Here is a 25,021-nt window from a genome sequence, read left to right as displayed (position 1 = left end):
CGGGGTGTGGCAGCGGCTGCGGCTGCGACTTCGGGGGCAGCTCAGACTTCGGGTGCGGCTCCGGGTGCGGTTGCGGCACGGGCTATGGCAGCGGCTGCGACTCCGGGATCAGCTCAGACTCCGGGTTCGGCTACGACTCCGGGTTCGGCTGTGACTCGGGGTGTGGCTGCGGCTACCGGCTCAGCTCCGAGTCCGGGTCAAGCGTCAGCTCGGGGCCGGGCTGCGGGTCCGGGTCCGACTTCAGCTCCGGGTGCGGCACCGGCTTCGGCTTCGGGTCAAGCACCAGTTCAGCGCCAGGCTGCGGGCTCGGGCCCGGCTTCATCTCCGGGTGCCGCTTCGGGGCAAGCGTCGGCACAGCGCCGGGCCGCAGACTCGGGTGCGGGTTCAGCTCCGAGTGCAGCACCCGCTTCGGCATCCGCTTCCGGGCAAGCGTCGGTTCCGCGCGAGGCTGCGGGCTCGGGCCCGGCTTCATCTCCGGGTGCCGCTTCGGGGCAAGCGTCAGCTCAGCGCCGGGCCGCAGACTCGGGTGCGGGTTCAGCTCCGGGTGCGGCACCCGCTTCGGCAGCCGCTTCGGGTTCCGTGGCGCGGCCGTCCGAGTCTGGCGCCGTGTCCACGTACCCGGTGGCTTCTTCAGTTGCCGCTGCGGTGCCTGTGGTGGCCGTGCGGCCGACGGAGCGGGTCGTTGCGGCTCCCGCCTTCCCGACGCGGGGTATCCGTGTGTCGCCGGCGAGTGCGGCCCCGGCGACGGGACCGGCGCCGCTGACGAGGTCGGTGTCCGCGCCGGTTCAGCGGCGCACGCTGCCTGCCCGGACGGCATCCGCGTCTGCGTCGCCGTCCGGGGGCAGTGGATCCGGGCAGGCTTCCAGCCGGGGTACGGACACCGACGGCGGAGGCGCGGCGACCGGCAAGGAACCCGCCCCCGGCCCGCGACAGGTCCCGAACACCGCTGCGGCTCCCCCGACGGCGGGGGCAACTCCGGGGACGCGCACCGGAGATACGCCGACTCCCGCCGCGCCGTCCGACGGACAACCGGTGGGGATCCAGCGCGCGGTGTCCCGGCACGAGGGCGACGCCTCAACCAACGCCTCGGCCAACGCCCCGGCGACAACGGTCGGTACGCCGTCTCCCCGGCCTGTCGGGATCCAGCGGCCGGTACCCGGGAACGCGAGCGCTGCCCCGACGAACACCAACACCCCGACGGCACAGGGCAATACGCCTTCACCCCAGCCTGCCCGGATCCAGCGGTCGGCATCCGGTCACCCCGCCGCCGCCCCGACGACAAAGGCCAGTACGCCGACCCAGCAACCCGTCGGGATTCAGCGTCCAGCAGCCCCCCGGCACGGTGACGCCCCCGCACCCGGTGACTCCGGTGCGAAGGACAGCCGTACGCCATCGCTCCCGGCGACGCCCAGCGGCAACCCGGTCGCCGCCGCGCAGCGAGCCGTACCGGACGCGGGTGGACCGCGTACCGCCTCCGGTCCTTCGACGGTGGAAGGCATCACGCCCGCTCGCGACGTGCAGCGCGCCGTTGCGGGACGTACGACACCGTCCACGCCGAACAGCGGCGCAGCCGCGAGCACGCCTCACCCCGCCGCCGCCCCCGCCCCAGGCACCGACTCGGGCGATGGTGCTCGTACGCCATCTTTCGACACTCAACGCGCTACGGCACCCCCCATGGCGGCCACCACGCAGCCGCGCCCCATCGGCCTCGCCGCGCCCAACTCCCCTTCTCTCAACTCCAGTTACGTATCCGCCCCGACGAACGTTCAGCGGACGGCGTCCCCCGCGCCCGCACGTCGGACAGGCCTCGGCGCCCCCACGAGCCTCCCCACAAACCCCACGCCCCCGGCGACTCCGCCCTCCCCCCTCCAGCGCACCGCAACACCAGCACCCCCCACCCCCCTCCCCACCCCCGTCGCCCAACCGCTGCCCCCCACGCCCCCCACGACGACGCCCGTACAGCGCCGCCCGGTCACGGCCCCCGTACCCCTGCGCCGTACCGCACCCGGCGCGACGCCGGGCCACCCCGTCGCCCACCCGTACCCCACCCCCACCCAGGCCCCCCACCTGAACCCGAACGCCCCCACACCTCCCCCCACCGCCCAGCACCGCCCGCTGGCCGCCCCGGTGCGCCCCGCCGCCACCCCACCGGTGCCCTCCGTAAGGCCCCCCGTCCCAGCCCCCACCCCCACGATCCAGCGCCTCCCCACACCGCCCCGCGCACCCAAGACAGCCCCGGCGCCGTCCCCGGCACCCGCGCCCGCGCCCACCCCCAAAGCCCCGCCCAAGACCGCCGCCCCCGCCGAAGCGCCCGGCTTCGACCCCCGCTCGCTCACCGACTTCCAGTTGGACGAGCTGACGCACCGGCTGACCGGCCGCATCACCCGCCTCCTGCGCACCGAACTCCGCCTGGACCGCGAACGAATCGGCCGCCTGCGCGACCCCCGCCACTAAACACAGACAGCCCCCTCCCCTTCCTAGAAAAGGCCAGGCACCCGATGCCCTCCGATCTCGACCCGGGATCCACCATCTTCTTCACCCTGACCATCGACGGCGAGAGCCTCGGTTACTTCAACGGGTGTGAGGGACTCTCGTCCCAGGTGGAGATCGAGCACCGCCAGGAGGGCGGGAACAACGGGTTCGTGTGGCAGTTGCCGTCCCGGGTCACGTTCTCCACGATCCGGCTGACCCGGCCGCTGACCCCGGACACGACGAAGGTCGCGAAGTGGATCTCGTCGGTCACCACCGGCGTGACCCGGCCGACCGCCCAGATCGCGGCGCTGCGCGCGGACGGCTCGGAGGTCGCCCGGTGGGGCCTCATCGACGTACTGCCGGTGAGCTGGCAGGGCCCGTCGCTCAGCCCGGACAGTCCGGGCGTGGCCACGGAGGTCCTGGAGATCACCCACCACGGCTTCACCGACTGACGACCGACGACCGACTGACACCCGACCGAAACCGACCGACCGACCAGTAACCGGCCGACCAGCGAAGCAAAACACCAACAACACGAGGACGTCATGGCCAAGGGAAGCAAAGGCGGTGCCGGCAAGAGCCTGGTCCGTGCCACCCTCGCGATCCACGAACCGCCGGTCGGCACCAGCACCACCCCCGGCGGACTGATCAAGTCCTTCGGGTTCGACTTCAACCCGTCGCAGTTGCAGCTCGGCCGCCGCGCCCAGTGGAAGGTCACCCCGACGGCGGCCGTCCGGGACGGCTCCGTACCGGAGTTCATGGGCCCCGAGCCGCGCGAGATGACCGTCGAGATCTTCCTCGACTCCTCCGACCAGCCCGGCAGCAACACGGTGTTGAAGAAGGTCGAGTCGCTGCTCGAATGCTGCGAGGTCACCACCAAGAGCATCGCCGCGAAGCAGCCGTCCCCGCCCTGGGTGGTGTTCCAGTGGGGCTCGTTCTCGACGGCCCGCTTCACCGCCTACGTGAGCAGCATCGACGTCACGTACTCGCTCTTCGGCACGACCGGCGTCCCGATCCGCGCCACCTGCCAGGTGCGTCTGCACGAGATCCCGAGCAAGACGAAGGGCCAGAACCCGACCTCGGGCGCGCTGACCGCGCAGCGCGTGCACCGCGTCGTCGCCGGCGACTCCCTCCAGTCGCTGGCCTGGCGCGAGTACGGCGACGCCGCCGCCTGGCGGTCGATCGCCGAGGTCAACGGCATCGACGACCCCTCCCGCCTGCCGACCGGCATCGAGCTCGTGCTGCCCGCCGTCGAGGAGGTGCGCTTCTAGTGGTCCAGTCCGCGTTCTCCAGCGTCATCCAGGTCACCCTGGGCGGCCGCCCGCTGCCCGTCGACTTCGCGCCGCTGCTCGTCGAGGGCTGGGTGGACCAGGGGCTCGGGGTGCCCGCCGCCTTCCGGCTGACGTTCCGCGACCCGTACCGTCTGGTGCTGAGCAAGCTGGGCGTCAAGTTCGGCACCCCCGTCGTCCTCACCCCGATCGCCGACGGCAAGGGCGCCGGCGACCCGCTCCTCACCGGCGAGGTGTGCGGTCTGGAGGCCGACTACGACGGCACCGGCACCTTCACAGTGATCCGCGGCTACGACTTCGGCCACCGCCTGATGCGCCAGCGCCGCGTCGCCGCGTACCGCAACCAGAGCGCCTCCGACATCGCGCGCAAACTGGCGGCCCAGGACGGCGTGCCGATCGGGAAGATCCAGTCCACCAAGACGGTCTACGAGTTCATCAGCCAGGCCAACGTCACCGACTGGGACTTCCTCGCCCGGCTCGCGGACGAGAACGAGATGGTCATGTCGGTCGACGCGAAGGGGAAGTTCCAGTTCCTCAAGCCCGACCCGGCGTCCGGCGCGCCGGCCACCTCCACCCCTGGCGACAAGAGCCCCTTCGTCCTCGAAGCCGGCACCGACATCCTGCGCCTGCGGGCCGCCGTCACCGCCGCCGAGCAGGTCGGGACGGTCGAGGCGCGCGGCTGGGACGTGACGACGAAGAAGAAGCTGACCGCGACCGCGCCCGCGAAGACCAACCCGGGCATCAGCATCGGGACGACGCCCGGTGAGGCCGCCGCCAAGTTCAAGCCGGCCAAACTGGTCGACGCGCAGACGCCGTACGACCGGCAGACGGAGGTGAAGTTCGCCGCCGAGGCCCTCGCCGACGACGTCACCGGCTCCTTCGCCGAGTTGGAGGTCATCGCGCGCGGCACCCCGAAGCTCCGCCCCGGCCTGCCCGTCACCCTCGCCGACGTCGGCGCGCCCTTCGAGGGCAAGTACACGGCGACCTCCGTACGGCACGTCTTCGGCGACGGCAAGCACTACGAGGCGTGGGTCACCGTCAGCGGACGGCAGTGGCGGTCGCTGTACGGGCTGGCCTCGGGCGGAGGCGGCGGCACGACCAACGGGCTGCACCTGCCCGGCACCACCAACGCCCTCGTCACCGACATCCAGGACCCGCTGAAGCAGGGGCGGGTGAAGCTCCAGTTCCCCTGGCTCGACGACACCTACATCAGCGACTGGACGCGGGTCGTGCAGTGGGGCGGCAAGGCCGGCGGGTCGATCTTCCCGCTCGACGTCGGCGACGAGGTCCTCGTCGCCTTCGACCGGGGCGCGCTCGACCACCCGTACGTCATCGGCGGCCTCTACAACGGCAAGGACAAGCCGACGCCCGTCAAGGACGTGCCGCTGCACGACGGCGCGCGCCGCCGCGCGGCCCGGCACACCCTCTCCGACCGGGACGGCAACCGCGTCGACCTGCTCAGCCAGAAGACCGGCGGCCGTAAGCAGGGCGTGCGGGTGACGTCCGGCGACGACAAACTCGTCATCAACCTGGACCGGACGAAGACCGAGATCACCGTCGACAGCAAGGGCGCGGTCAGCATCAAGGGCAGCCGGGCGGTGAGCGTCGAGGCCGGCACCGACCTCTCGCTCTCCGCCCGCCGCAACCTCTCGATCAGGAGCGGCGGTTCGCTCACCATCCGGGGCAGCCTGGTCAACATCAGGTCGCTGACGGGTGTCGTGTCGGTGGACGCGGCGGGCCTGCTCAACCTCAAGGCGGGCGGGGCCGCCACGATGAGCGCGGGCGCCACGATCCAGGTCAACTCCACCGCGAACGTGGGCATTCGGGCCGCGACCCTCATGCTCCAGGGCGTGGTCATGGTCAACTCCAAGCCGTACCCGCTGCCGTGACGCACACGCACACGCGTACGGATACGCACCGGCGCAGGAGAAGGAGAAGGCAGGTGGCCGACTGATGGCCGAGCAATTCGTCGGATCGGGCTGGGCGTTCCCGCTCCGCATCGGCCCCACCGGGGGCATCGCCCTGGTCAGCGGCGAACGCGAGATCGAGGAGGCGATCCGGCTGATCCTCGCGACCGCGCCGGGCGAGCGCCCGATGCGCCCGGAGTACGGCTGCGCCATCCACGACCTGGTCTTCGCCCCCGTCAACGAGGCGACGGCCGGCCGTATCCAGCACGAGGTGTACGCCAGCCTGGACCGCTGGGAGCCGCGCATCGAGGTCACCGACGTCGAGGTCACCGCGGGCGCCGAACAGGGCGTCCTCTTCATCGACGTCCGCTACGCGATCCGCGGCACCAACAACCCGCGCAGCCTCGTCTTCCCCTTCTACGTCATTCCGTCCCACGACGAGCCGGACGCCTCCGGCTCCCCGGGCCCGGGCTCCGGCCCCGGTTCCGGCCCGGCCCCCGAAAGCGACCGTTGATGGCCCTGCCCTCCCCCAACCTGGACGACCGCCGCTTCCAGCAGTTCGTCGACGACGCCAAGCGCTACATCCAGCAGCGCGCGCCGGAGTGGACCGACCACAACGTCTCCGACCCGGGCGTGACCCTCGTCGAGACGGTCGCCCACATGGCGGACCAGATCGTCTACCGCCTCAACCGGGTCCCCGAGAAGAACCACCTCGCCTTCCTCGACCTGGCCGGCATCCGCCTCTTCCCGCCGTCCGCCGCCCGCACCGAGGTGACGTTCTGGCTGTCGGCGCCCCAGGAGGAGCCGATCCTGCTCCCGGTGGGCACCGAGGTGGCGACCGTCCGCACCGAGAGCGAGGACGCGGTCGTCTTCGCGACGGAACGCGAACTGACCGTCGTACCGTGCCAGTTGAGCCACCTGGTGGTGCAGCACCGGGGCGAGCCGGTCACCGACAAGACGAGCGACCTCACCGAGGGCAAGGACCTGCTCTGCTTCGCCGAGGCCCCGCAGCCCGGCGACTGCATGCTGTTCGGCCTGAGCGCCGCCGTCCCGTACTGCGCGGTCGTCCTGGAACTGGACAGCCGCGTGGACGGCGTCGGCGTCGACCCCCGGCAGCCCCCGCTCGTCTGGGAGGCGTGGACGGAGGACGGCTGGCAGGAGTGCGAGGTCGACCGCGACGGCACCGGCGGTCTCAACCGCCCCGGCGAGGTCGTCCTGCACATCCCCGGCGGCCACGTCCTGTCCCGCTCCGGCGGCCAGGAGGCCGGCTGGCTGCGCTGCCGCGTCACCGAGCCGCTCCCCCGCCAGCCCTTCTACACCACCTCCCCGACCGTCCGCTCCGCCGAGGTCTTCACGGTCGGCGGCACCGCCCCCACCGTCCACGCGGAGACGGTCCACGACGAAGCGCTCGGCGAGTCGACCGGGCTGCCCGGCCAGCACCTGTCCCTCGTGCACGCCCCGGTCGTCGGCGACGACCCGCCGCTGCTGCTCCAGACCGCCGAGCACGAGGGCTGGACCGACTGGCAGGTGGTCCCCCACTTCGCCGCGTCCGGCCCGCAGGACCGCCATGTCACCCTCGACGCGGCCACCGGCGAGATCGCCTTCGGCCCGTCCGTCCGCCAACCCGACGGCACCCTCCGCCAGTACGGCGCCGTCGCCCCCAAGGGCTCGGTCATCCGCGCCCGCCGCTACCGCACCGGCGGCGGCCGTTCGGGCAACGTGGCACGCGGCGCCGTCCAGGTCCTGCGCACGTCCGTCCCGTACATCTCGGAGGTCGTCAACCGCGAGGCCGCGCGCGGCGGCGTCGACGGCGAGACGGTCGAGGAGGCGAAACTCCGCGCCCCGATCACCCTGCGCGCCCAGGAACGCGCGGTGACCCTGCGCGACTACGAGGAACTGGCCCGCCGCGCCGCCCCGGAGACCGCCCGCATCACCTGCCTGGAGGGCGAACCGGACGACCACGGCTCCTACGCCGTACGGGTGTTGGTGGTCCCGCAGGCCGTCCCGGACCCCGGCGGCCGACTCCGCTTCGAGCAACTCGTGCCCGGCGACTCCCTGTTGGACCGCATCACCCGCCACCTCGACGAACGCCGCCTGATCGGCACCCGGTTGGCGGTCGGACCGCCGTACTACCAGGGCATCACGGTCGTCGCGACCGTGCACGCCTTCCGCGGCGTCGACACCGACCGCGTGCGCCGCCAGGCCCACGACGCGCTCTACCGCCACCTCGACCCGCTGACCGGCGGCACGGACGGCAAGGGCTGGCCGTTCGGCCGCCCGGTGCAGTCCGGCGAGGTCTTCGCGGTCCTCCAGCGCGTCCCGGGAGTGGAACTGGTCGACCAGGTCATCCTGCACACCGCCGACCCCCTGACCGGCAAACGCGGCGAGGCGACCGACCGCATCGACCTGGCCGCCCCGGCCCTGGTCTTCTCCTACGACCACCGGGTACGCGTGATCGGAGACGGCTCGTGAGGGGTTCCAACTCAGTGAAGGGCAGAGGCCGTTGAGGGGCTCGGTGGACGGTCTCGGGTCGTCCGTCCCGATCGGCGGGATGCTGCCGGCCGTCTTCGCGGACGACGATCTGGCGCAACGCTTCGTCGCCGGGCTGGACGAGGTGCTGGCGCCGATCCTCAACGTCCTGGACTGCCTGCCCGCCTACTTCGACCCGGCCCTCGCCCCGGTCGACTTCACCCGCTGGCTGGCGGGCTGGGTCGGCGCGGAGACCGACGGCACGGAACCGGAGCCGAGACTGCGGGCCGCCGTCGCCGCGGCGGCCTATCTGCACCGGGTGCGCGGCACGCGCCGGGGCCTGTCGGAGGCCGTCCGGCTGGCGTTCGGCGTGGAACCGGAGATCTCCGAGAGCGGCGGCTCCGCGTGGAGCGCCCGCCCGCTCGGCCCGTTCCCCGGCGACCAACGCCCCCACCTGCACGTCACGCTCCGCCTGCCCGACCCCGGTCCGGCGGACCAGCACCGCCTCGACACCCTCGTGGCCGCCGCCCGCCCCGCCCACATGCCGTACACGGTCAAGGTGACCACCGCTGAAAGGACCCCGGAGAGATGACCACCCAGAACTGCGCCGACTGCGGCACGCGGGCCGAGCCCGGCCAGTCGTTCTGCGACGCCTGCGGCGCCGTACTGAGCTGGACGGACCGCTCCCCGGCAGCGGCAAGGGCAGGCACGACAACGGGAACCGGCTCGGCAGCCGGCACTGACGCGGGCACGGGCACGGGCACGGCGACCGCCCCCGCACCCGCCTCGGGATCGGGCGGAACTCAGGAACCCACACGGGAACCGTCGCCCGCCGCACCCCCGGAGGCGGCCACCCCCCAAACGAGCACCACACCCCCCGCCGGGGTGAACACACCGGCGGACGACGACGACAACTCGAACAACGAGGACACCACGGAAACTCCCCTCCCGGTCATCCCCCCGGAGCCCGGCACAGCCACCCCGACAGACACCACACAGCCGGCAGCCCCCACCGCACCAGTCACCACGCCCCCTCCCGCCGCCCCCACCGCCCCCACCATGGGCGACACGATGGCCGACCGAGCCCGCTCCCTCCTCGTCCCCGTCGCCGACGCGGAACCCCGTCCCGCCGCAGCCCCGTCCGTCGCCCCGGTCCTGCCGGGCAGGCCGGTCGCGGACCGGCCGCAGGTACGCGCGCCGGGCCCGGTCCAGGGCGAGCAGTACGGCGTCGCGTGCCCCTGGTGCGCGACCCCCAACAACCCCGACCGGCACTTCTGCGTCCGCTGCGCGATGCCGATGACCCTCGAGGACCGCTCCTCGATCCGCCTCCCGTGGTGGCGTCGCCTGTTCAACCGCAACGGCGCGACCCCCTGGGCCGGCGACCGCCCGCGCCTGCGCCGTACGTTCGACCGCATCGTGAGCTGGCTGATGGCCGCGGTCGTCCTCACCCTCCTGATCATCGCCGGGGTGAACACACCGGCCGCGATCCAGGCCACCCGCGACCACTTCGCCAAGCGCGCCCCGGTCAGCCCGGACTCGTTCGCGGCGTCGCGCTCCTTCCCGGGACACAAGCCGGACCTGGTCTTCGACAAGTACAACAACACCTGGTGGGGTCCCGGTATCGCGCAGTCCGGCGAGGGCCAGTGGATCGAGGCCCGCTTCGAGCAGCCGACCCGTCTGCTGGAGCTGCTCATCACGTCGGGCACGTCACCCAACGCCGACCAGCTCAACAAGTCGGCCCTCCCGCACCGCATCAAGGCGACGATCACCCTGAAGGACGGCAAGACGACGACCCGCCAGATCACCCTGGACCAGAGCGCGGGCAGCCAACGGCGCTCCTTCCGCGTCGGCGAGGTCACCAAGGTCCGCTTCACGATCGAGTCGTCGTACGCGGCGTCCGCGTCCAAGCAGGTGGCCATAGCCGAAATAGAGTTCTTCGGCCCGTCCACGGCCAACTCGTCCTGACCCTCACCACCCCAGCGGACCGCGGGTGATCGGAAGGGAAACCACCCTCCCGATCACCCGCGCACCGGGCGCGAACGCGCAAACGACCCACGAACGACCCACGAACGACCCACAAACGACCCACAAACGGCCATGCAAAACAAAACGAGTCCCACCCCGTCTGACACGGGAGGGGACTCGTTTCGATGGAGCGCCGGGCAGGCCTTGCACCTGCATCTCCCCGCAGGAAGCGGGGCGTCTTTCCTTGGACCACCAACGCAGAGGTCGTTCACCGTTTTTCGTTCCCGGTGACCGGCTCGAGATCAACTTTACCCCACGCCAGAGGTCGCGCCAACCATGCTCATGATCAGCCTCAGGCGACGTCCTCGACCTTCAAATCCGTACCGACGACAAGGGTGATGACCCCCGCAGCCGCCGAACTGTCCGCCGTGGCAGCCAGGTTGGGCAGGCGGGAGGCGAGGACCGCGGCCTTGGTGTCGAGGCCTGCCGGGTAGGTGACGGTCGACTTGGCCACCGTGGCGGGCGCGTTGCCCGTGCCGGTGACGGTGTAGCCGGCTTCCTTCAGTTTCTCCGCGACAGCGGCGGCGCGACCCGGAACACCCGTGCCGTTGAGGACCTGGACGCGCACGCTCGACGCGAAGACGACGTTCTTCTTCGCCGCCTCCAACTGCGGTTTGGTGACCTCCTTGTCCTTGGCCAGGGAGGTGAACAGGTCGGTGGCCTGCGGGTACTGCCACACCACGTTGGCCTTGTCGGTGGGCTGGTCGGCCACCCGCCCGTAGTTGGGCACGGTGAGGAAGCTGAGCCGGTCGCTCGGGATGCCCTTGAGCTGGTCGGCGAGTCCGTACAGCGGCTGGATGCCCGCCATGTCGGGGTCGGTCGTCAGCGACTTGGTGATCGACTGCAGGAAGCCGTACATCGCGTCCGGGCTGGTCAGCTTGGCCTTGGCCTTCTTCGCCAGGGCGTCCATGAACTCCTGCTGGCGTCCGATGCGTCCGATGTCGGAGCCGTCGCCGACGCTGTAGCGGGCGCGGACGTAGCCGAGCGCCTTCTCGCCCTTGACGGTCTGGCAGCCGGCCGGCAGGTCGAGGTGGGCCTTCTCGTCGTGGATGGCCTGCGGCGGGCAGACCTCGATCCCGTCCAGCGCGTCGACCATGCCCTTGAAGCCGGAGAAGTCGACCGACATGAAGTGGTCGATGCGCAAACCGGTGTTGGCCTCGACGGTCTTGATGCTGCACGCGGCGGCCTCGGCGACCTTGCCGTTGCTGCCGCCGATCGCGAACGCCTCGTTGAGCTTGAAGTGGTGCGCGGCGGACGACTTGCCGTCCCCCTTCTCACAACTCGGTATCTCCACCCACGAGTCACGCGGGAAGGACACGACCGACGCCCACTGACGGTCGGCCGGTATGTGCAGCACCATCAGCGTGTCCGACTGCATGGTGGTCAGATCCTTGCCGTACTTGGCGTTCGCGCCGTCGCGGCTGTCGGAACCGACGATCATGATGTTCTTCGAGCCGGGACTGAGGTTGACGGGCCGATCCCCGCCCAACTTGTCGTCCACGGCAGCGGAGTTGATGTTGTCGTTGAGGTCGTTGTAGATCCACGCCCCGACCCCGCCGACGCCGAGGACGACGACAGCCGTCACACCGGCGCCCCAAACGACGACCCGCCCGCGCCGGGTGAGCCGCGTACCACCGCCGCCACCGCGGCCGCCGGCGCCAGGCCTACCCCTGTCCGCAGGGGCAAGCTCCTGACCGTTCAACCAGCCGGACGCCTCCACCGAAGCACGCCCACGCCTTCTCGTCCCACTCACCGGCGCTCGCCTCCGCCTCGGCCGTTGTCACCCCGTACACCGTGCTCGGATCGCCGGCGTTGGTCACCGCCGAACGTCGGAACCCTACACGCGAGTAGGAATACGTCCGAAAGACCCGAGCGACTCAGGAGACGTACCCCGGCACACAAAAGGTTGCCCCCACACGCCCCCGAACCGCTCTCGCACGCCCTCCGTTCACCCCACGTCGAAGCACGGGTCCCGCCCGCGCGGCGGCAAGGATCGACGAACACGCCTGCCCCACCCGTTCGTCGAAAGGTCCCCGCCCCCATGGCCGCCCCCACCTCTCCCACCCCCCTCGACCACTCGGCCTCCGGTTACTCCCACACCCACGCCTACTGGCTCGCCGAGGCCGCCCGCGCCGCCTACAAGTCCCCGGCGGAGGCCGAAAGCCTGGCCCGCGACTGGGGCTTCGACCGCTTCCGGCACTTCTCCTCCCCGCACACCATGCCGTTCCCGATCGACGACACCCAGGCGTACGTCGCCGCGAGCGACCGCATGATCGTGGTGGCGTTCCGCGGCACCGAGCCGACGAACCTGCGCGACTGGCTCAGCGACGTCAACACGCCCCCCGTACCCGGCCCGGCGGGCAGGGGCTTCGTCCACTACGGCTTCCACCGCGCGCTCGACGTCGTCCACCCGCAAGTCCGCGACACGGTCGGCGAGTTCAAGGACGACGGGCAGACGGTCTGGTTCACCGGCCACAGCCTCGGCGGAGCCCTCGCCATGCTGTCGGGTGCGCGCATGCACTTCGAGGCCCCGAAGCTCGTCCCGCACGGCGTCTACACCTACGGCCAGCCCCGCACCTGCGACCGCCTCCTGGCCACCGCCTACGACGAGGCCCTCAAGGGCCGCACGTTCCGCTTCGTCAACAACAACGACATCGTGCCCCAGGTCCCGCCGGCCCCTGCCTTCCACCACGTCGACGCCGTACGGTACTTCGACGCCACCGGCACACTGCACGACCGCATGCCCACGCTCAGCCTGCTGGCCGACAAGGTGAAGGGCGCGACCGCCGACCCCTTCGCCCCCGCCTCGGACGGCATCCGGGACCACTTCATCGACGCCTACGTGAACCTGCTGGCGAAGAACACGGGCTGAGGGTCCCGGCAGGGGGCGTGCATACGGCGCACGCATATGTCAGCGGCTGCTTCGGACGCCCCCCGCCAGGCATTGTCACGCCACGTACTACAACGAATACTCATAGTGACGTCTCAAGTGGCACCGTCTCTATGGAGGGTTGTGGCGTATGGGCTTCCAGCAGGGCTCAGTAGATGGATCACCGGAGAACCCGAGCCGCCGGGCCTGGCTGACCCGGGCGCTCGTGGTGACGGCGGGCGCGGCCGGTGTCGCGACGGCGGCCGGCTCGTTCGCCGCGCCGGCGATGGCCACGGCCGGGGCACAGGCGTCGGCCCGGCGGGCCAGTCAGGCGGACTGGCGGTTCTGCACCAAGTGCTACGGGCTGTTCTTCCGCGGCTACCCGGCGGACGGCGCCTGCCCCGCGGGCGGCGGTCACGACTCGAACGGGTACAACTTCAACCTCCCGCACGACGTGCCGCCGACCGCGACCGCCCAGCGCGACTGGCGGTTCTGCGACAAGTGCTTCGGCATGTTCTTCTACGGCTACCCCACCAACGGCACCTGCCCCACAGGCGGCGGGCACCGCAAGGCCGTCGGCGACTACGACTTCGTCCTGCCGCACGACATCCCCCCGACCGCCACCTCCCAGCGGAACTGGCGGTTCTGCGACAAGTGCTTCGGCATGTTCTTCTACGGCTACCCCACCAACGGCGTCTGCCCGGCGGGCACCGTGCACCACATGGCCGGGTACGACTTCGTCCTGCCCCACCTCTAGGACGCCCGCCGAGCAGGTCGCGCCGCCTATGCCGAAAGGCAAGGCCGGGGCACGTCGGCGGTGGATGCCAGGACGGCGTCGCTCGTCCTGGCACGGCCACCGCCAACGCCCCGTCGGTCAGGGTGAGTTACGGCGCGTTGATCAGGTCCACCGGCGGGACGGACACCGTGCGGGCGCCCTCGGTGCCGCCCAGGACGACCTTGCGCAGGGAGACGTTGTTCTTGGTGTTGGTCTCCTGCAGTCGGTTCGCCGGGTTGGCGACGACCTGGATGTAGTAAGTCCCGTTCGGCAGGCCGGTGATGTCGAAGGACTGACCGGGACGGTACTGGGTGTACGTGTCGCCGGAGCCGACGTCGAGGACCTCGCGCACGGAGATGGAGTTCTGCTGGCCGCAGGCGGTGGACAGGTCGGTGTTGTTCGGGTGCCAGTTGGCGTTCTTCACGGTGTAGTCGATCGCGTCCGTGTTGGCGAGGCAGAACGCTTCCTTGCCGCTCTTCACGATCTGGTGCTGGTCGGCGGCGAGCAGCCGGTAGCTGGCGAAGTCGGTGAAGTGCCAGTGCTCGTGGCCGACGCGCGGGTCCCACTCCATGGTGCCGGCGGGCGCGTAGCCGACCTGCTTGCCCTTGGCGTCGTAGAAGTACTGGTACGAGTCCATGAGTTCGGCGCCGGGCTTGCGGAAGCCGTCCACGACGAGGGGGGCGGGACCGGCGTTCCAGACGTTGGCGCTGAAGGCGAGGTAGTCCTTGCCGGGGACGTCGCCGTCCTCACCGTCGGTGACCGCGATGTCCCAGGCGGGCAGCGAACGCAGGTCCGGCTTGGGCACGTCGGCCGGGGCACCGGCCCGCCCGGTGGGCCGCTTGGCGGCGGCCTTCAGCGCGGGCGCGATCCGGGAGCCGTCGGTGTGCCCGGCGCCGTCACCCAGGTGATGGGCGAGACCACGGGCCTCCAGGGCGTGCGACAGCGCGGAGGGCGTGGGGGCATCGGCGCCACGAGCCCCGTAATGATGCCCACCGCCCATACCGTCCATGTCGGCCATGTCATGTGACCCGCCGTGGCCACTGGAGCGGGCGGTGAGCCCGACCCCGCCGCCGCTTCCACCCTCACCGCCGCCCTCACCGTCGGTGATCTCCCGGACGGTGAGTTTGATGGTCGGCTGGTCGTTGGGGATGCCGAACAGGTCGCGGTACTTCTTCGCCACCGCCACCTTGACGGTGTACTCACCGACGGCCAGATCGAGCGGCTTGTCGTAGTCGAAGGCGGAGGTGTTGGTCGCCCAGCCCTTCTCGACGCCCCAGACGGAGCCGAGCGTGAAGGGGTTGGTGGAGCAGCTCTCCGGGTAGTGCGAGGTGGCCGGCGCGTCAGGGCGCAGTCGGCCGGAGGCGTTGTTCGGGCAGAAGTTGCTCTTGGACTTCTGCACCTCCGCCCCGGCCGCGTTCCTGATGGAGACCTCCAGGAAGTCCGGGAGGCCGCCGAAGTCCTTCACGAGCCCGGCCGGCAACGTCTTCGTCGTCACCTTCGACCCGTTGCGCAGGATCTGCTGGGCGACGATCGGGTCCTTGTACGACTTGCGGGTCACCTTCAGTTCCAACGGAGCGTTGTCGACGGTGAGGTACGTACCGAGGTCGAGGTAGACCCCGGAGCTTCCCCCCTCCCCCGAGTACCGGTCGGCGGTGACGGCCTTCGACGCGGCGACGAGCTTGAGCTTCGGCGTACCGGCCGGGCTCGCGGGCGCGGCACCGGCGCCGGGAGCGGCCCCGGCGACGGCGACGACGGTGAGCGCGGCCCCCGCGGCGAACGCCGCACGCTGAAGGCCCTTGCGGTGGTGCTGTCTGGTCATCGGTTCCTCGTCTGCGAGTGCCTGGTCAGTGGCATCGGACTGGACAACCCACGAGCCGGCCGTAGTACCGCGGTACTGCACGCTGTCGCGGTACCGCGGGCGCACCCCACGCGCCCGCGGCCACACCTGTGAGCACCCTTTGAGAGGCCCAAACGCCCACCCAGGGTTGCCTGCCGTAAAGGAACTGCCAAAAAGATCAACAGGATTTCGCAAGGAACCGCAGCTCAAGCCGGGTGCAGAAGCGCGAAGTTCACCCGCCCGAGTGAGACCCCCGCCAGACCGCGCGAGGCCCGGCGCGATGAGGATTCGTCGGTCAGAGGCCGTACCGGCTCTTCAGGTGGCGCCAGAAGTCGCGGAGCATCCACTTGTCGAAGTCGGTGATCTGGGTGGCGCTGCCCGCCTTCATCAGGAAGCAGCACTGGCCGGTCGGGGTCCAGTCGTAGAAGTCGTCGAGGCCGAAGGTGTGGCCGACTTCATGCAGGTAGATGTGGATGTTCTCCTGGTTCAGGACGGACGTGAAGTACTCCTGTCCGACCCGCTGGCCCCAGTCGCCGCCGGCGCCGCCGCCGAAGCCCTTGGTGAGCCAGAGGGACTGGTCGTAGTGGCGGGCGGTGCCGCCGGGGCACTTCGAGTAGTTGCCGTCCTGGTGGAAGAAGCGGCCGCAGTCGGGGGCGCACTGCGGGGCGCCGTCCTCGTCGAGGACGCCGGAGTAGATGTCGACGGAGTTGTCGGTCCACTGGAGGGTGGAGCGGTTCTTCACCGCCCAGCCGACGATGTTGACCGGGACGGTGACGTAGGGCCAGTTGTTGTAGCCCCGGCCGTTCTCCACCTGCGCGGCCATCCACTTGGCGAACTGCTTCTTCAGCGCCGCGTGGACCTGGTCGCGCAGGGTGGCGCTGACGGGCGCGTCGGACTCCCAGCGGACGCAGTAGTTGATGCTCCCCTTGTTGGCCATGACCTGGTCCCAGCCGTAGTTACGGAAGCCGTAGAGGTCGGGGTAGGTCGTCGAGACGTGGTTCCAGACCTCGTTCACCGGCTGTACGAGGTTGGCGGGCGGGTTCCACTCGTCGGCGGCGGCGGCACGCGGGGCCGCGACACCGGTCGCGTGGAAGAGCAGCGCGGCGAGCGCCGCGAGAACGGTGAACAGTCGCGCCAGCGACCGCGTGGAGTGTGGGGCGGGGGGCCGTAACGGATGCCTGTGCAAGGTGAACTCCTCGTGGGGGGGGGAACGGGATTCACGTGCATTCTCGGTTGCTCTCGGTCGTACTCGGTTGCTCTTGGTCCTACTCGGTCGTACTCGGTCGTTCAGCGGTACGTCGCCGCAGCACCGCCGAAGGTTGCCGTGCGAGCGCGTCATCATGAGCCGGTGTCCGCCTCTTCGCGCGTCCTCCGGGTTCTGCCGAGCCCGCTGCTCGCCGCCCTCGCCGCCCTTGTTCTGCTCGTCGGGCCCGCCTGTGTTCCCGTCGGGCGGGGGGTCGGGGGGCCGGCCGGGGCGTTCGGGGCGTATGTGGGGTACGACAGTGCCGGGGTGCGGCGGATCGCGGGGCTGGACGGGTGGCTGGGGGCGGCGACGCCCCGGGTCGGGCGCGCGTATCTGCCGGGGGACCGGTGGAGCAACATCGAGGGGGCGCCCGGGTATCTGGAGTACTGGGCGCGGTGGCGCGGGCAGCGCGCCGACCGGATGTTCGTCCTCAACGTGCCGATGCTGGAGCGGACCGAGGAGCACGTGTCCGACGCGGTCGTGCGGGCGGAACTGCGCAAGGGGGCGCGCGGCGACTACGACGGCCACTTCCGGGCGCTGGCCCGGCGGCTCGTCGCGCTCGGGGTGCCCGATGCCGTGCTGGTGGTGGGGTGGGAGATGAACGGGATCACCTACACCCACCGCTGCGGCCCCGACCCGGGGGCGTGGAAGCGGTACTGGGCCCGGATCGTCGAGGTCATGCGTTCCGTGGACGGCGGGCTGTCGGAGCCTGGCCGGCAGCGGTTCCGGTTCGAGTTCGCGCCCAGTCGGGGGCGGGACGCCGTCCCGTGGACCGCGTGCTATCCCGGCGACCGGTACGTCGACGTCGTCGGCATGGACGCCTACGACCAGCCGCACGGCATGTCCTTCGCGGAGCAGGTCGCCGAGCCGTACGGCCTCGCCGCGCAGGTGCGGTTCGCGCGGGCGCACGGCAAGCCGGTCGCGTACCCCGAGTGGGGGCTGTACCGCAACGGCGACAACCCGGCGTACATGCGCGGCATGCTCGACTGGTTCGCCGAGCACCGGCCGCTGTACCAGACCATCAGCGACTACTGCCCGCACGGCGTGTGGCGGTGCACCGCAAACCCCCGGTCGTCCGCCGTCTACCGCGCCCTGCTCGCGGGGCCTCCGCCGTACGGGTGAACCCTGACGCCGCTCCGGGCGCGTACCCGCCCCGCGCGCCCCGCCCGGCCCGATGATCACACGATGGGACGAGAACACCACGCGCGCCTCCGTGCCGCGACCGGGGCGACCGCCTTCCTCGCCCTCGCCTTCGCCTTCGCCCTGCTCCTCCTCACCTCCGTACCCGCCGGAGCCGGCAGCGACGGGAGCGACAGGGGTGACGGGAGTGACGGGTGGCGTACGGCCGCCTCCCGCGCCGTGCGCGCGCACGAGCAGGCCCGCGCGCAGGTCGACCGGCTCCGGGAGGCCGACGCCCGCCCCACCCGCATCAAGGACGCCGAACGCCGTCGCAAGACGCTCCGCTCCGACCTGTGGGACCGGCTGTGGGCGGCGGAGCGGGCCTCCGGCGACCCGGTCGCCGTCGACCCGTCCGGGCGCGACGGCCACTGCCCGTTCGGGAACCGCAGCCGCCCGCCGGCCACCGGCGACGAGCAGCGCACCCGGCCCTGGACCACCCCGACCCGCGGCTACCGCCTCACCGCCGGCTACGCCGCCAAGGGCTCCCGCTGGGCCCACCGCCACACCGGCCAGGACTTCGCCGTGGACTCCGGTACCCCGGTGTACGCCGTCGGAGCGGGCACCGTCCACGCGACGACCTGCGGCGACGGCTTCGGCAACCAGGTCCTGATCCGGCACGGCGACGGCTACTTCACGCAGTACGCCCACCTGTCGCGCATCGACGTGCGCAAGGGCACGCGCGTGACGGCCGGGCAGCGCATCGGCCTGTCCGGCACGTCCGGCAACGTCACCGGCCCGCACCTGCACTTCGAGGTCCGGATCACGCCCTACATCGGCTCCGCGGTCGCACCCCTGCCCTGGCTGCGCCGCAAGGCCGTGGACGCCACCGCCGCCGCGCCCTGAACCGAACCGGTCGTACGGCCGTGCATCGGGGCTGCCCCGCCGACCTGGGGCAGCCCCGAGTGCCGCCGGGGGGAGGCTCGGTACCGGACGTCTTGCCATGACGGCCGTAGGGGACCGGCCTGTCGACCCCGGCACGTCCGTCCCCCGGGCGGCACCTCCAGGCTGCCGTGCCCGGGGCGACGGCGCACGTCGATGCCGACAAGATCCGTACACCTACCCGTACGGGACACCCCGGCCCGCCTTACCTACGCCCCCGACATCCCCTACGTTCCCTAGGTCCCCTACGTGCCTTAGGGCCCTTAGGACGTCGTAGGGATCTCGGTTCCCGGGATCTGCGTGCGCGAGGTGATCCTCAGCTTGGCGAGGATGTGTTCGACGTGGGCGTCGACCGTCCGTTTGGAGATGACGAGCCGCTCGGCGATCTCCCGGTTCGACAGCCCCCGCGCGACCAGCCCGGCGACCTCCCGCTCCCGCCGCGTGAGCACGTCCAGGGACCGGGGCTCGGACGCCGCCCGGGGCGCGGGCGGCACCACCCGCGCCACCAGCGCCGGACTCGCCGGGCGCGCGGCCCCGCCCGGTGCCTCCGTGTCCGCCCGCACGGCCTCCAGCACCTCCTGCCCCGACATCCGCGCCCCCGTCTCCCGCCACCGCTCGACCCCCTCCCGGCCCAGCGCCGCCCGCACCGCCCGCTGCACCGCCTCCTGCTCCTCGACCAGCCGAGGCAGCAGCGCCATCGGGTCGCCGCCGAGCCGGCGCGCGTTCTCCGCGTACCCGAGCAGCCAGCAGGCCCGTACGTACCGTTCCCGCCGGGCCGCGTGCCAGGCCAGGCCGAGGCAGGCCAGCGCCGCGACCAGCACCTCGCCGATCTCGCTCGCGGCCTCCAGGCTGCGCCGCAGGCACTCCTCGCCCGCCGCGTCCCGGCCGGTGAGCATCAGGATGACGCCCCGGGTGGCCATCGTCGACGCGTACAACTGGCGTTCGCCCCGGCCCTCCAGGTACGCCAGGCCCGTCGCGCACAGCTCCAGCGCGCCGTCGGTGTCCCCGAACACGGCCCGCAGCAGCGCGGCCTCGTAGTGGACGACCCCGATGCCGAGCCCGTCACCCGACGCGATGATGCGCAGCCGGGCCGACTCCACCTGCGCGAGCCCCTCCTGCACGGCCCCGCCGAAGGCCTTCAACGCCCCGAGGTACGCCTCCGCGGACACCTCCACCCGGCTCTCGCCGACCCGCCGCGCCACCTCGTGGGCCTGCGGGAACCGCTCCAGCGCGGTGTCCATGTCCGCCGTCCACACCGCGAAGATGCCGGTCATGTGCAGCCCCCAGGCCCGCTCGGGGCAGTCCTGCGGTACGAGGTCCAGCGCCTTGTCGATCCAGTGCCGGCCCTCCGACAGCGTGCCCGCCGCCCGCCAGTAGGGGCCGAGCCGGGTCGCGAGCCACAGCGCGTCCACCGCCCGCCCCTCGGCCGCGCACCCGTACTCCAGGGCCGCCCGCACGTCGGCGGTCTCCTCCCGCACCGCCCGGTGCAGCACGACCTGCGCCGGACTCAGGAACTCGTCCCAGAACCGCCCCACCAGCCGCTCGTAGTAGGCGAAGTGCCGCTCCCGTACGGCGTCGTCGGCCCCCTTCGCGCCGGCCGGCCGCCCGGCGCCGTACTCGCGGATGGTGTCCAACAGGCGGTAACGGCAGCCGTCTTCCCCGATCCGTCGCACAACGGACTTGTCCACCAGCCCGATCAGCGCCTCCACGACCTCACCCGACGGCAACTCCCCGCCCCCGCAGACCAGTTCGGCCGCCGACAGGTCGAAGGAGCCCGCGAAGACGGACAACCGGGCCCACAGCAGCCGCTCGTGCGGGGTGCACAGGTCGTAGGACCAGTCGATGGCCGCGCGCAGGGTCTGGTGCCGGGTCAGGGCGGTGCGACGGCCGCCGGTGAGCACCTCGAACCGCTGGTCGAGCCGGGCGACCAACTCGGCGAGCGGCACCGCGCGCAGGCGTACGGCGGCGAGTTCGAGGGCTAGGGGCATGCCGTCGAGCCGGTCGACGAGCGCGCGGGTCCGCTCCCGGTCCCGGTCCGTGACGGCGTTCCCGCCGGTGACGGCCGCGGCCCGCTGAAGGAAGAGGCTGACGGCGTCGTCCCTGGTCAGCGGGTCGATCGGAACGCAGTGCTCGCCGGGGACGTCGAGCGGCTGACGGCTGGTGGCGAGCACGGTCAGCCCGGGTGCCTCGCGCAGCAGGATGTCGCAGAGCAGCGCGCACGCGTCGACCAGGTGCTCGCAGGTGTCCAGCACCAGCAGCAGGCGGCGCTCCCGCAGGTGCGCGACGACGGCGTCCAGCGGCGTCATCCCGGGCTGCTCGGGAAGTTCCAGCACCCCGGCGAGGGTCGCCGGCACCAACTCCGGGTCGTGCAGCGCCGACAGCTCCACCAGCCGCACGCCGTCCGCGAACCGGGCCGCCGCCGCGCCCGCCGCCCGCAGCGCGGTACGGCTCTTGCCGACCCCGCCGGGGCCCACCAGCGTGACCAGCCTGAACCGCCCCAACGCCCCTTTGATCAGGGCGAGTTCGTCGACCCGCCCGACGAAACCGGTCATCTCCACAGGGAGTTGCCCACCCCGCCGCTGACCGAAGCCGAATCCCATGCCACCCCCGCGCGCGCTCTTCACCGGTCGACCATGACCCTCACAAGGCGGTCACACGACCGTAGTTACACGATCACCGAGCGCGCACGACACGAAGCGGCCTAGGTGTCACCCGGGACGGGGACGGGATTCACACACGCGCGCGAGGGGTGACGGACGGAGCGGGTGGGGAGGGCGGAGAGGGCGTGCGGGACGGGCGGTAGGTGGCCAGCGCCCAGATGACGAAGATGTCGATGGCGATCTGGACGACCGCCCAGACCGGCGCGTACGGCAGGAACAGGAACTGGAGGATCAGGCTGAGGGAGGCCAGCGCGATGCCACTGACCCGGGCCCACTCGCCCTTCCCGACCCCTTCACCCTTCTCGGTCCTCTCGGCCGCCTCGGGTACGGTGAGCAGCCGCCAGCCGGTCGCCGCCGCGACGGCCCCCACGATCAGCAGGACCCAGCCCCAGCCGGTGAGGTTCAACTCGTAGACGTAGCTGCCGACTTGGGCGTAGACGTCGTCCTGGGCGATCGCGGCGACGCCCTGGAAGACGGCGAGCACCCCGCTCACGAACATGAGCACCCCAGCGAAGAGGACACCCCCGACGGCCAGCCCACGACTACCCCCACCCCCACGACCGCCGCCGCTCGCCGACGGGGGCGGGGTCCGGCCGGGTGTGGCGGTGCCCTGGTGGGACGGGTCCCAGGTCATCGGCGGCCCCTGCGACGGCTGGGAGTGCGGCTGATCGCTCATGGCGCTGCCCCGTTTCTGTAGGTGCCGTGCTTCGACCATCCGTCCGGGTCAGGGCCGACACCACGGGGGTGCGCCGTACGGGTGAGCCGACCTGCGGACGGTGACGACCACCCCTTCCCCGGGGAAAGCCTGCGGGAATGCCTGCGGGAACGCACGGAAGCCCCGGGAACCACCAGGAGGAGACAAGATGCCGCGCACCAAGACCGTGCTGCTGCTGACCGCGGCGGCGATCTGCTGCGCCGCCGCGCTCACCGGCTGCTCGGACGACAACACGCCGTCGTCCGTGTCGTCGGCGGCCAGCAAGGCCGCCTCCGCCGCCGAGTCGCTGGGCGGGGCCGCCACCGCGGCGGCGTCCTCGCTCGCCTCGCAGGCGTCGTCGGCGTTCGCGTCGGCGACGGCGGAGGCGGGCGGCAAACTGGACGACATCAAGGGCGGTGTGGACGTCAAGGGCGACGTGAAGCTGGGGGCCGTGGGCAACGACTCGAACGGCGACACCGCGGTCCCGGTGACCGTGACCAACACCGCCGACTCGAAGAAGTCCTTCGCCGTCCAGGTCGACTTCACGGACTCCACGGGCAAGCGGCTCGACACGTCCGTCGTCACCGTCTCCGGCGTCGCGGCCGGCAAGACCGGCAAGGAGACCGCCCGCAGCAACCGCACCCTCTCCGGCACGGTGAAGGCGACGGTGGCCCGGGCCCTGCGGTACTGACGAACCGCCGGTCGGCAGCGCCGGTCGGCTCTGTCAGGCCATCCGGAACCCGGTCAGGCCATCCAGAAGAAGACGGCCGTCATCCGCTTCTCCTCCAGGGTCCGGCCGGAGTAATCCGTCGCGCTGTGGATGAGGTTGGCGTTGTAGAGCAGCAGCCGGTTGTACTTGTGGGGTACCCGTACGTCCTCCTCGAAGGCGTCCGGCGCGACGAACCGCGTGCCGAGCGCCTCGACGAGGTTGTTGTGCGGGGCCTGGACGACGTTGCCGCCGAGCCGCCCGCCGGGCAGGGACTGCCGGTAGAAGCTCGTCCCGCAGTCCTTGGGCACGGACGGGTTGAGGTACAGCACGGCGGCGTACCGGCACAGCGACCGCGAGTCGGAGTGCGGCCGGGGCGTGCTCTCCCCTTCGCCCACCACCTGGATGCAGTTGTGGTTGAGGGTGCCGCCGCCGGGGGCCTGCTGCACCCACAGCTTCTGCGCCCCGGTCGACTTCCTCACCAGCCGTTCCACGCGCCCGAGTTCACCCGGTTCCAGCCCCGGCATGGTGCGCAGTCCGGGCCAGCTCTCCGAGGTGTACGGGTATCCCTTGACCCAGTCGTCCTTGGCGAGGCAGCGCTCGCGGATCGCCGCGATCTCGGCCTCGGGGAAGACGTCGTCGACGACCCAGTAGTCGCGGCCCTTGGTGGGCTTGCGGTAGGGCAGGACGGGCAGCGTGGCGCCAGCCCTTACGGGGGCGGCAGCCCTTACGGGCTGGTGGGGCCGCTGTGGCATGGACATGCGGCGAATCTAGGTCGAAGGCTCGCCACGACTCGCCCGCGAAGTCCCCCGGAATGCCCCGGGAAGCGGTCAAGACTCCGTCAACCACGGCAAAGGGCCCGCCCCCGACAGGACGGGCCCGTTCGCGATGGTCAGCGCAGGAAGAGGACCGACCGCAGCTTGAGCCGGTCGGTGGCCGGGCGGCCGTGCGGGCGCAGCGACCACGAGTCGCCGTCGCACTCGGGCCCGGTGAACACGATCGCGGTCTCGTCGGTGTCGTTGTGCGGGGCGAAGGCGGGCTCGGAGGCGTCCGGGTCGGCGACTTCGGCGAGCGTGATGCACTCACCACTGGCCGGGTCGTGGAGGGTGACCGAGATCGGTTGCCCGTTCAGCCCGACGACCTTGTACCCGAAGTCGCCGGTCGCGGCGTGGGCGGGGGTGGCGAGGGCGGCGGTGAGGGCGAGGGCACCGCAGGCGGCGGCGACGGAGTGCCGGAGACGCACGAAATTTCTCGTTTCAGGAGGAGAGGCAGTTCCGCCTGCACCTTTGCCACCGGCGGCAACGCGTATGCGCAGATCAGAAGCGGGAAGGTTTCTCCGTCATCCGTTCGGACCAGCCCCCCTCTCCTACGCCGCCTACGCCGCCTTGAGCTCACACCACACCAACTTGCCCCGATGCCCCATCCGCGACAAGGGCTGCCAGTGCCAGAGATCGGAACAGGCCCGCACGATCGCCATCCCCCGACCGCCCTCACCGTCCCCGAGGTCCTCCAACCGGCGCGGAGGCTCGGGCGGTTCGGGATCGGCGTCCCAGGCCCCGATCTGCAGAACCCCGTCCCGGAAACGGAGGCGCAGGCAGGCGGGGCCCTTGGTGTGGAGTACGGCGTTGGTGACCAGCTCGGAGGCGAGGAGTTCGGCGGTGTCGAGGAGTCCGGCGAGGCCGTGGACGGTGAGGATCGGGCGGAGCGTGAGACGACAGACGGTGACGGCTCTGGGGTCGTGGGGGATGTAGAGGGAGTACTCCCAGGAGTCGGGGGCGGGGGTGAGGGCGGGAATGGGAGCGGTTTCGGGCATGGGGTAGCTCCAAGTAGGCAGTGGGGGGCGGTGGCAGTGCCGCAGCCGTCATGGCAGGACGGGGCGGTGCGCTTCCGCAGCGTGTGCGTCGCGTCACCGACGGTAGATCTAAATATAGAGACGCGGCAAGCGGATCCCGTAATCTGACGTCGAACGGGTCGCGCTCGTGGGCGCGTTGAACAGAGGAGCGGTCGAGAGCTTTGA

General features: G+C 71.6%; 23 protein-coding genes. 14 read left to right on the top strand and 9 right to left on the bottom strand.

Annotation, left to right across the window (positions count from 1 at the left end):
- Positions 1-172: 172 nt before the first annotated feature.
- Positions 173-415 (bottom strand): hypothetical protein, encoded by a 243-nt coding sequence (locus tag BMZ82_RS31015; RefSeq protein ID WP_093780727.1) that lies wholly within the window; start codon positions 413-415, stop codon positions 173-175.
- A 1,259-nt stretch (positions 416-1,674) separates the two neighbouring features.
- On the opposite strand from BMZ82_RS31015, the gene BMZ82_RS40390 reads away from it, so the two are divergent.
- From BMZ82_RS40390 to BMZ82_RS30975, 8 genes are all read left to right on the top strand, one after another.
- Positions 1,675-2,454: an extensin gene (locus BMZ82_RS40390; protein WP_143098941.1), complete on the top strand. Its 780-nt coding sequence runs from the start codon at positions 1,675-1,677 to the stop codon at positions 2,452-2,454.
- A 44-nt stretch (positions 2,455-2,498) separates the two neighbouring features.
- Positions 2,499-2,924 (top strand): phage tail protein, encoded by a 426-nt coding sequence (locus tag BMZ82_RS31005; RefSeq protein WP_093780725.1) that lies wholly within the window; start codon positions 2,499-2,501, stop codon positions 2,922-2,924.
- A 93-nt stretch (positions 2,925-3,017) separates the two neighbouring features.
- Complete coding sequence (locus BMZ82_RS31000) at positions 3,018-3,743, top strand: CIS tube protein (protein WP_093780724.1); 726 nt, start codon at positions 3,018-3,020, stop codon at positions 3,741-3,743.
- Positions 3,743-5,650, top strand: coding sequence for a VgrG-related protein (locus tag BMZ82_RS30995; RefSeq protein ID WP_093780723.1), 1,908 nt, complete (start codon positions 3,743-3,745; stop codon positions 5,648-5,650). Before BMZ82_RS31000 ends, BMZ82_RS30995 begins: the two co-directional genes overlap by 1 nt.
- Positions 5,651-5,714: 64 nt before the next feature.
- Positions 5,715-6,182: a GPW/gp25 family protein gene (locus tag BMZ82_RS30990; protein ID WP_093780722.1), complete on the top strand. Its 468-nt coding sequence runs from the start codon at positions 5,715-5,717 to the stop codon at positions 6,180-6,182.
- A complete protein-coding gene (locus tag BMZ82_RS30985) occupies positions 6,182-8,140 on the top strand; it encodes a putative baseplate assembly protein (RefSeq protein ID WP_093780721.1) in 1,959 nt (652 codons plus the stop codon). Before BMZ82_RS30990 ends, BMZ82_RS30985 begins: the two co-directional genes overlap by 1 nt.
- Positions 8,141-8,171: 31 nt before the next feature.
- Entirely contained in the window at positions 8,172-8,729 is a 558-nt protein-coding gene (locus BMZ82_RS30980) for a phage tail protein (RefSeq protein ID WP_093780720.1), read from the top strand.
- The gene (locus BMZ82_RS30975; protein WP_093780719.1) at positions 8,726-10,102 is read left to right on the top strand and encodes an NADase-type glycan-binding domain-containing protein; all 1,377 of its coding nucleotides are present in this window, start codon (positions 8,726-8,728) and stop codon (positions 10,100-10,102) included. Before BMZ82_RS30980 ends, BMZ82_RS30975 begins: the two co-directional genes overlap by 4 nt.
- Before the next feature lie 352 nt (positions 10,103-10,454).
- Here BMZ82_RS30975 and BMZ82_RS30965 read toward each other — a convergent pair whose 3' ends face one another.
- Positions 10,455-11,747 carry an LCP family protein gene (locus BMZ82_RS30965; protein ID WP_093780718.1) on the bottom strand — a complete coding sequence of 431 codons (1,293 nt, stop codon included), beginning with the start codon at positions 11,745-11,747 and terminating at the stop codon, positions 10,455-10,457.
- Positions 11,748-12,203: 456 nt separating this feature from the next.
- Here BMZ82_RS30965 and BMZ82_RS30960 point away from each other — a divergent pair, with 456 nt between their 5' ends.
- Both BMZ82_RS30960 and BMZ82_RS30955 read left to right on the top strand, forming a co-directional pair.
- On the top strand, positions 12,204-13,034 hold the full coding sequence (locus tag BMZ82_RS30960; protein WP_093780717.1) for a lipase family protein: 831 nt from the start codon (positions 12,204-12,206) through the stop codon (positions 13,032-13,034).
- 148 nt (positions 13,035-13,182) lie between these two features.
- A complete protein-coding gene (locus BMZ82_RS30955; protein WP_093780716.1) occupies positions 13,183-13,788 on the top strand; it encodes a hypothetical protein in 606 nt (201 codons plus the stop codon).
- A gap of 127 nt (positions 13,789-13,915) precedes the next feature.
- Here BMZ82_RS30955 and BMZ82_RS30950 read toward each other — a convergent pair whose 3' ends face one another.
- Together BMZ82_RS30950 and BMZ82_RS30945 are read right to left on the bottom strand one after the other, a co-directional pair.
- Entirely contained in the window at positions 13,916-15,625 is a 1,710-nt protein-coding gene (locus BMZ82_RS30950) for a lysyl oxidase family protein (protein ID WP_093780715.1), read from the bottom strand.
- 313 nt (positions 15,626-15,938) lie between these two features.
- Positions 15,939-16,829, bottom strand: a complete 891-nt coding sequence (locus BMZ82_RS30945; protein WP_256252202.1) for a hypothetical protein — start codon at positions 16,827-16,829, stop codon at positions 15,939-15,941.
- A gap of 162 nt (positions 16,830-16,991) precedes the next feature.
- Between BMZ82_RS30945 and BMZ82_RS30940 the strand changes: the two genes are divergently transcribed.
- Positions 16,992-18,008 (top strand): glycoside hydrolase family 26 protein, encoded by a 1,017-nt coding sequence (locus BMZ82_RS30940; protein WP_093780714.1) that lies wholly within the window; start codon positions 16,992-16,994, stop codon positions 18,006-18,008.
- A 63-nt stretch (positions 18,009-18,071) separates the two neighbouring features.
- Positions 18,072-18,908, top strand: coding sequence for a M23 family metallopeptidase (locus BMZ82_RS30935; RefSeq protein ID WP_093780713.1), 837 nt, complete (start codon positions 18,072-18,074; stop codon positions 18,906-18,908).
- A gap of 299 nt (positions 18,909-19,207) precedes the next feature.
- On the opposite strand, the gene BMZ82_RS30930 is transcribed toward BMZ82_RS30935, so the two are convergent.
- Both BMZ82_RS30930 and BMZ82_RS30925 read right to left on the bottom strand, forming a co-directional pair.
- Positions 19,208-21,544 carry an ATP-binding protein gene (locus BMZ82_RS30930; protein ID WP_093780712.1) on the bottom strand — a complete coding sequence of 779 codons (2,337 nt, stop codon included), beginning with the start codon at positions 21,542-21,544 and terminating at the stop codon, positions 19,208-19,210.
- Positions 21,545-21,674: 130 nt separating this feature from the next.
- Positions 21,675-22,280, bottom strand: a complete 606-nt coding sequence (locus tag BMZ82_RS30925) for a DUF7144 family membrane protein (RefSeq protein WP_093780711.1) — start codon at positions 22,278-22,280, stop codon at positions 21,675-21,677.
- A 187-nt stretch (positions 22,281-22,467) separates the two neighbouring features.
- Between BMZ82_RS30925 and BMZ82_RS30920 the strand changes: the two genes are divergently transcribed.
- On the top strand, positions 22,468-22,989 hold the full coding sequence (locus BMZ82_RS30920) for a hypothetical protein (RefSeq protein ID WP_093780710.1): 522 nt from the start codon (positions 22,468-22,470) through the stop codon (positions 22,987-22,989).
- A gap of 53 nt (positions 22,990-23,042) precedes the next feature.
- Here the strand turns inward: BMZ82_RS30920 and BMZ82_RS30915 are convergent, their stop codons facing one another.
- The 3 genes from BMZ82_RS30915 to BMZ82_RS30905 form a co-directional block, all read right to left on the bottom strand.
- Positions 23,043-23,765: a DUF6445 family protein gene (locus tag BMZ82_RS30915; RefSeq protein WP_371271330.1), complete on the bottom strand. Its 723-nt coding sequence runs from the start codon at positions 23,763-23,765 to the stop codon at positions 23,043-23,045.
- A gap of 131 nt (positions 23,766-23,896) precedes the next feature.
- The gene (locus BMZ82_RS30910; protein ID WP_093780709.1) at positions 23,897-24,247 is read right to left on the bottom strand and encodes a hypothetical protein; all 351 of its coding nucleotides are present in this window, start codon (positions 24,245-24,247) and stop codon (positions 23,897-23,899) included.
- 132 nt (positions 24,248-24,379) lie between these two features.
- A complete protein-coding gene (locus BMZ82_RS30905) occupies positions 24,380-24,817 on the bottom strand; it encodes an ATP-binding protein (protein WP_093780708.1) in 438 nt (145 codons plus the stop codon).
- A gap of 50 nt (positions 24,818-24,867) precedes the next feature.
- Here BMZ82_RS30905 and BMZ82_RS42845 point away from each other — a divergent pair, with 50 nt between their 5' ends.
- Positions 24,868-24,996: a hypothetical protein gene (locus BMZ82_RS42845; protein WP_107487702.1), complete on the top strand. Its 129-nt coding sequence runs from the start codon at positions 24,868-24,870 to the stop codon at positions 24,994-24,996.
- Positions 24,997-25,021 lie beyond the last annotated feature (25 nt).

Source organism: Streptomyces sp. yr375 (assembly GCF_900110755.1).
Classification (GTDB): Bacteria; Actinomycetota; Actinomycetes; order Streptomycetales; family Streptomycetaceae; genus Streptomyces.
The sequence above is the reverse complement of the archived record's forward strand: the minus strand, read 5'-3'. Positions and strand labels throughout refer to the sequence as shown.

What these genes read in the sequence shown, in the direction of transcription:
- BMZ82_RS30930 (WP_093780712.1), bottom strand. Translation starts at nt 21,544, where the DNA reads ATGGGATTCGGCTTCGGTCAGCGGCGGGGTGGGCAACTCCCTGTGGAG.
- BMZ82_RS30915 (WP_371271330.1), bottom strand. Translation starts at nt 23,765, where the DNA reads ATGTCCATGCCACAGCGGCCCCACCAGCCCGTAAGGGCTGCCGCCCCC.
- BMZ82_RS31005 (WP_093780725.1), top strand. Translation starts at nt 2,499, where the DNA reads ATGCCCTCCGATCTCGACCCGGGATCCACCATCTTCTTCACCCTGACC.
- BMZ82_RS30985 (WP_093780721.1), top strand. Translation starts at nt 6,182, where the DNA reads ATGGCCCTGCCCTCCCCCAACCTGGACGACCGCCGCTTCCAGCAGTTC.
- BMZ82_RS30975 (WP_093780719.1), top strand. Translation starts at nt 8,726, where the DNA reads ATGACCACCCAGAACTGCGCCGACTGCGGCACGCGGGCCGAGCCCGGC.
- BMZ82_RS30905 (WP_093780708.1), bottom strand. Translation starts at nt 24,817, where the DNA reads ATGCCCGAAACCGCTCCCATTCCCGCCCTCACCCCCGCCCCCGACTCC.
- BMZ82_RS30935 (WP_093780713.1), top strand. Translation starts at nt 18,072, where the DNA reads ATGGGACGAGAACACCACGCGCGCCTCCGTGCCGCGACCGGGGCGACC.
- BMZ82_RS30950 (WP_093780715.1), bottom strand. Translation starts at nt 15,625, where the DNA reads ATGACCAGACAGCACCACCGCAAGGGCCTTCAGCGTGCGGCGTTCGCC.
- BMZ82_RS31015 (WP_093780727.1), bottom strand. Translation starts at nt 415, where the DNA reads ATGCCGAAGCGGGTGCTGCACTCGGAGCTGAACCCGCACCCGAGTCTG.
- BMZ82_RS31000 (WP_093780724.1), top strand. Translation starts at nt 3,018, where the DNA reads ATGGCCAAGGGAAGCAAAGGCGGTGCCGGCAAGAGCCTGGTCCGTGCC.
- BMZ82_RS42845 (WP_107487702.1), top strand. Translation starts at nt 24,868, where the DNA reads ATGGCAGGACGGGGCGGTGCGCTTCCGCAGCGTGTGCGTCGCGTCACC.
- BMZ82_RS30920 (WP_093780710.1), top strand. Translation starts at nt 22,468, where the DNA reads ATGCCGCGCACCAAGACCGTGCTGCTGCTGACCGCGGCGGCGATCTGC.
- BMZ82_RS30990 (WP_093780722.1), top strand. Translation starts at nt 5,715, where the DNA reads ATGGCCGAGCAATTCGTCGGATCGGGCTGGGCGTTCCCGCTCCGCATC.
- BMZ82_RS40390 (WP_143098941.1), top strand. Translation starts at nt 1,675, where the DNA reads ATGGCGGCCACCACGCAGCCGCGCCCCATCGGCCTCGCCGCGCCCAAC.
- BMZ82_RS30955 (WP_093780716.1), top strand. Translation starts at nt 13,183, where the DNA reads ATGGGCTTCCAGCAGGGCTCAGTAGATGGATCACCGGAGAACCCGAGC.
- BMZ82_RS30960 (WP_093780717.1), top strand. Translation starts at nt 12,204, where the DNA reads ATGGCCGCCCCCACCTCTCCCACCCCCCTCGACCACTCGGCCTCCGGT.
- BMZ82_RS30925 (WP_093780711.1), bottom strand. Translation starts at nt 22,280, where the DNA reads ATGAGCGATCAGCCGCACTCCCAGCCGTCGCAGGGGCCGCCGATGACC.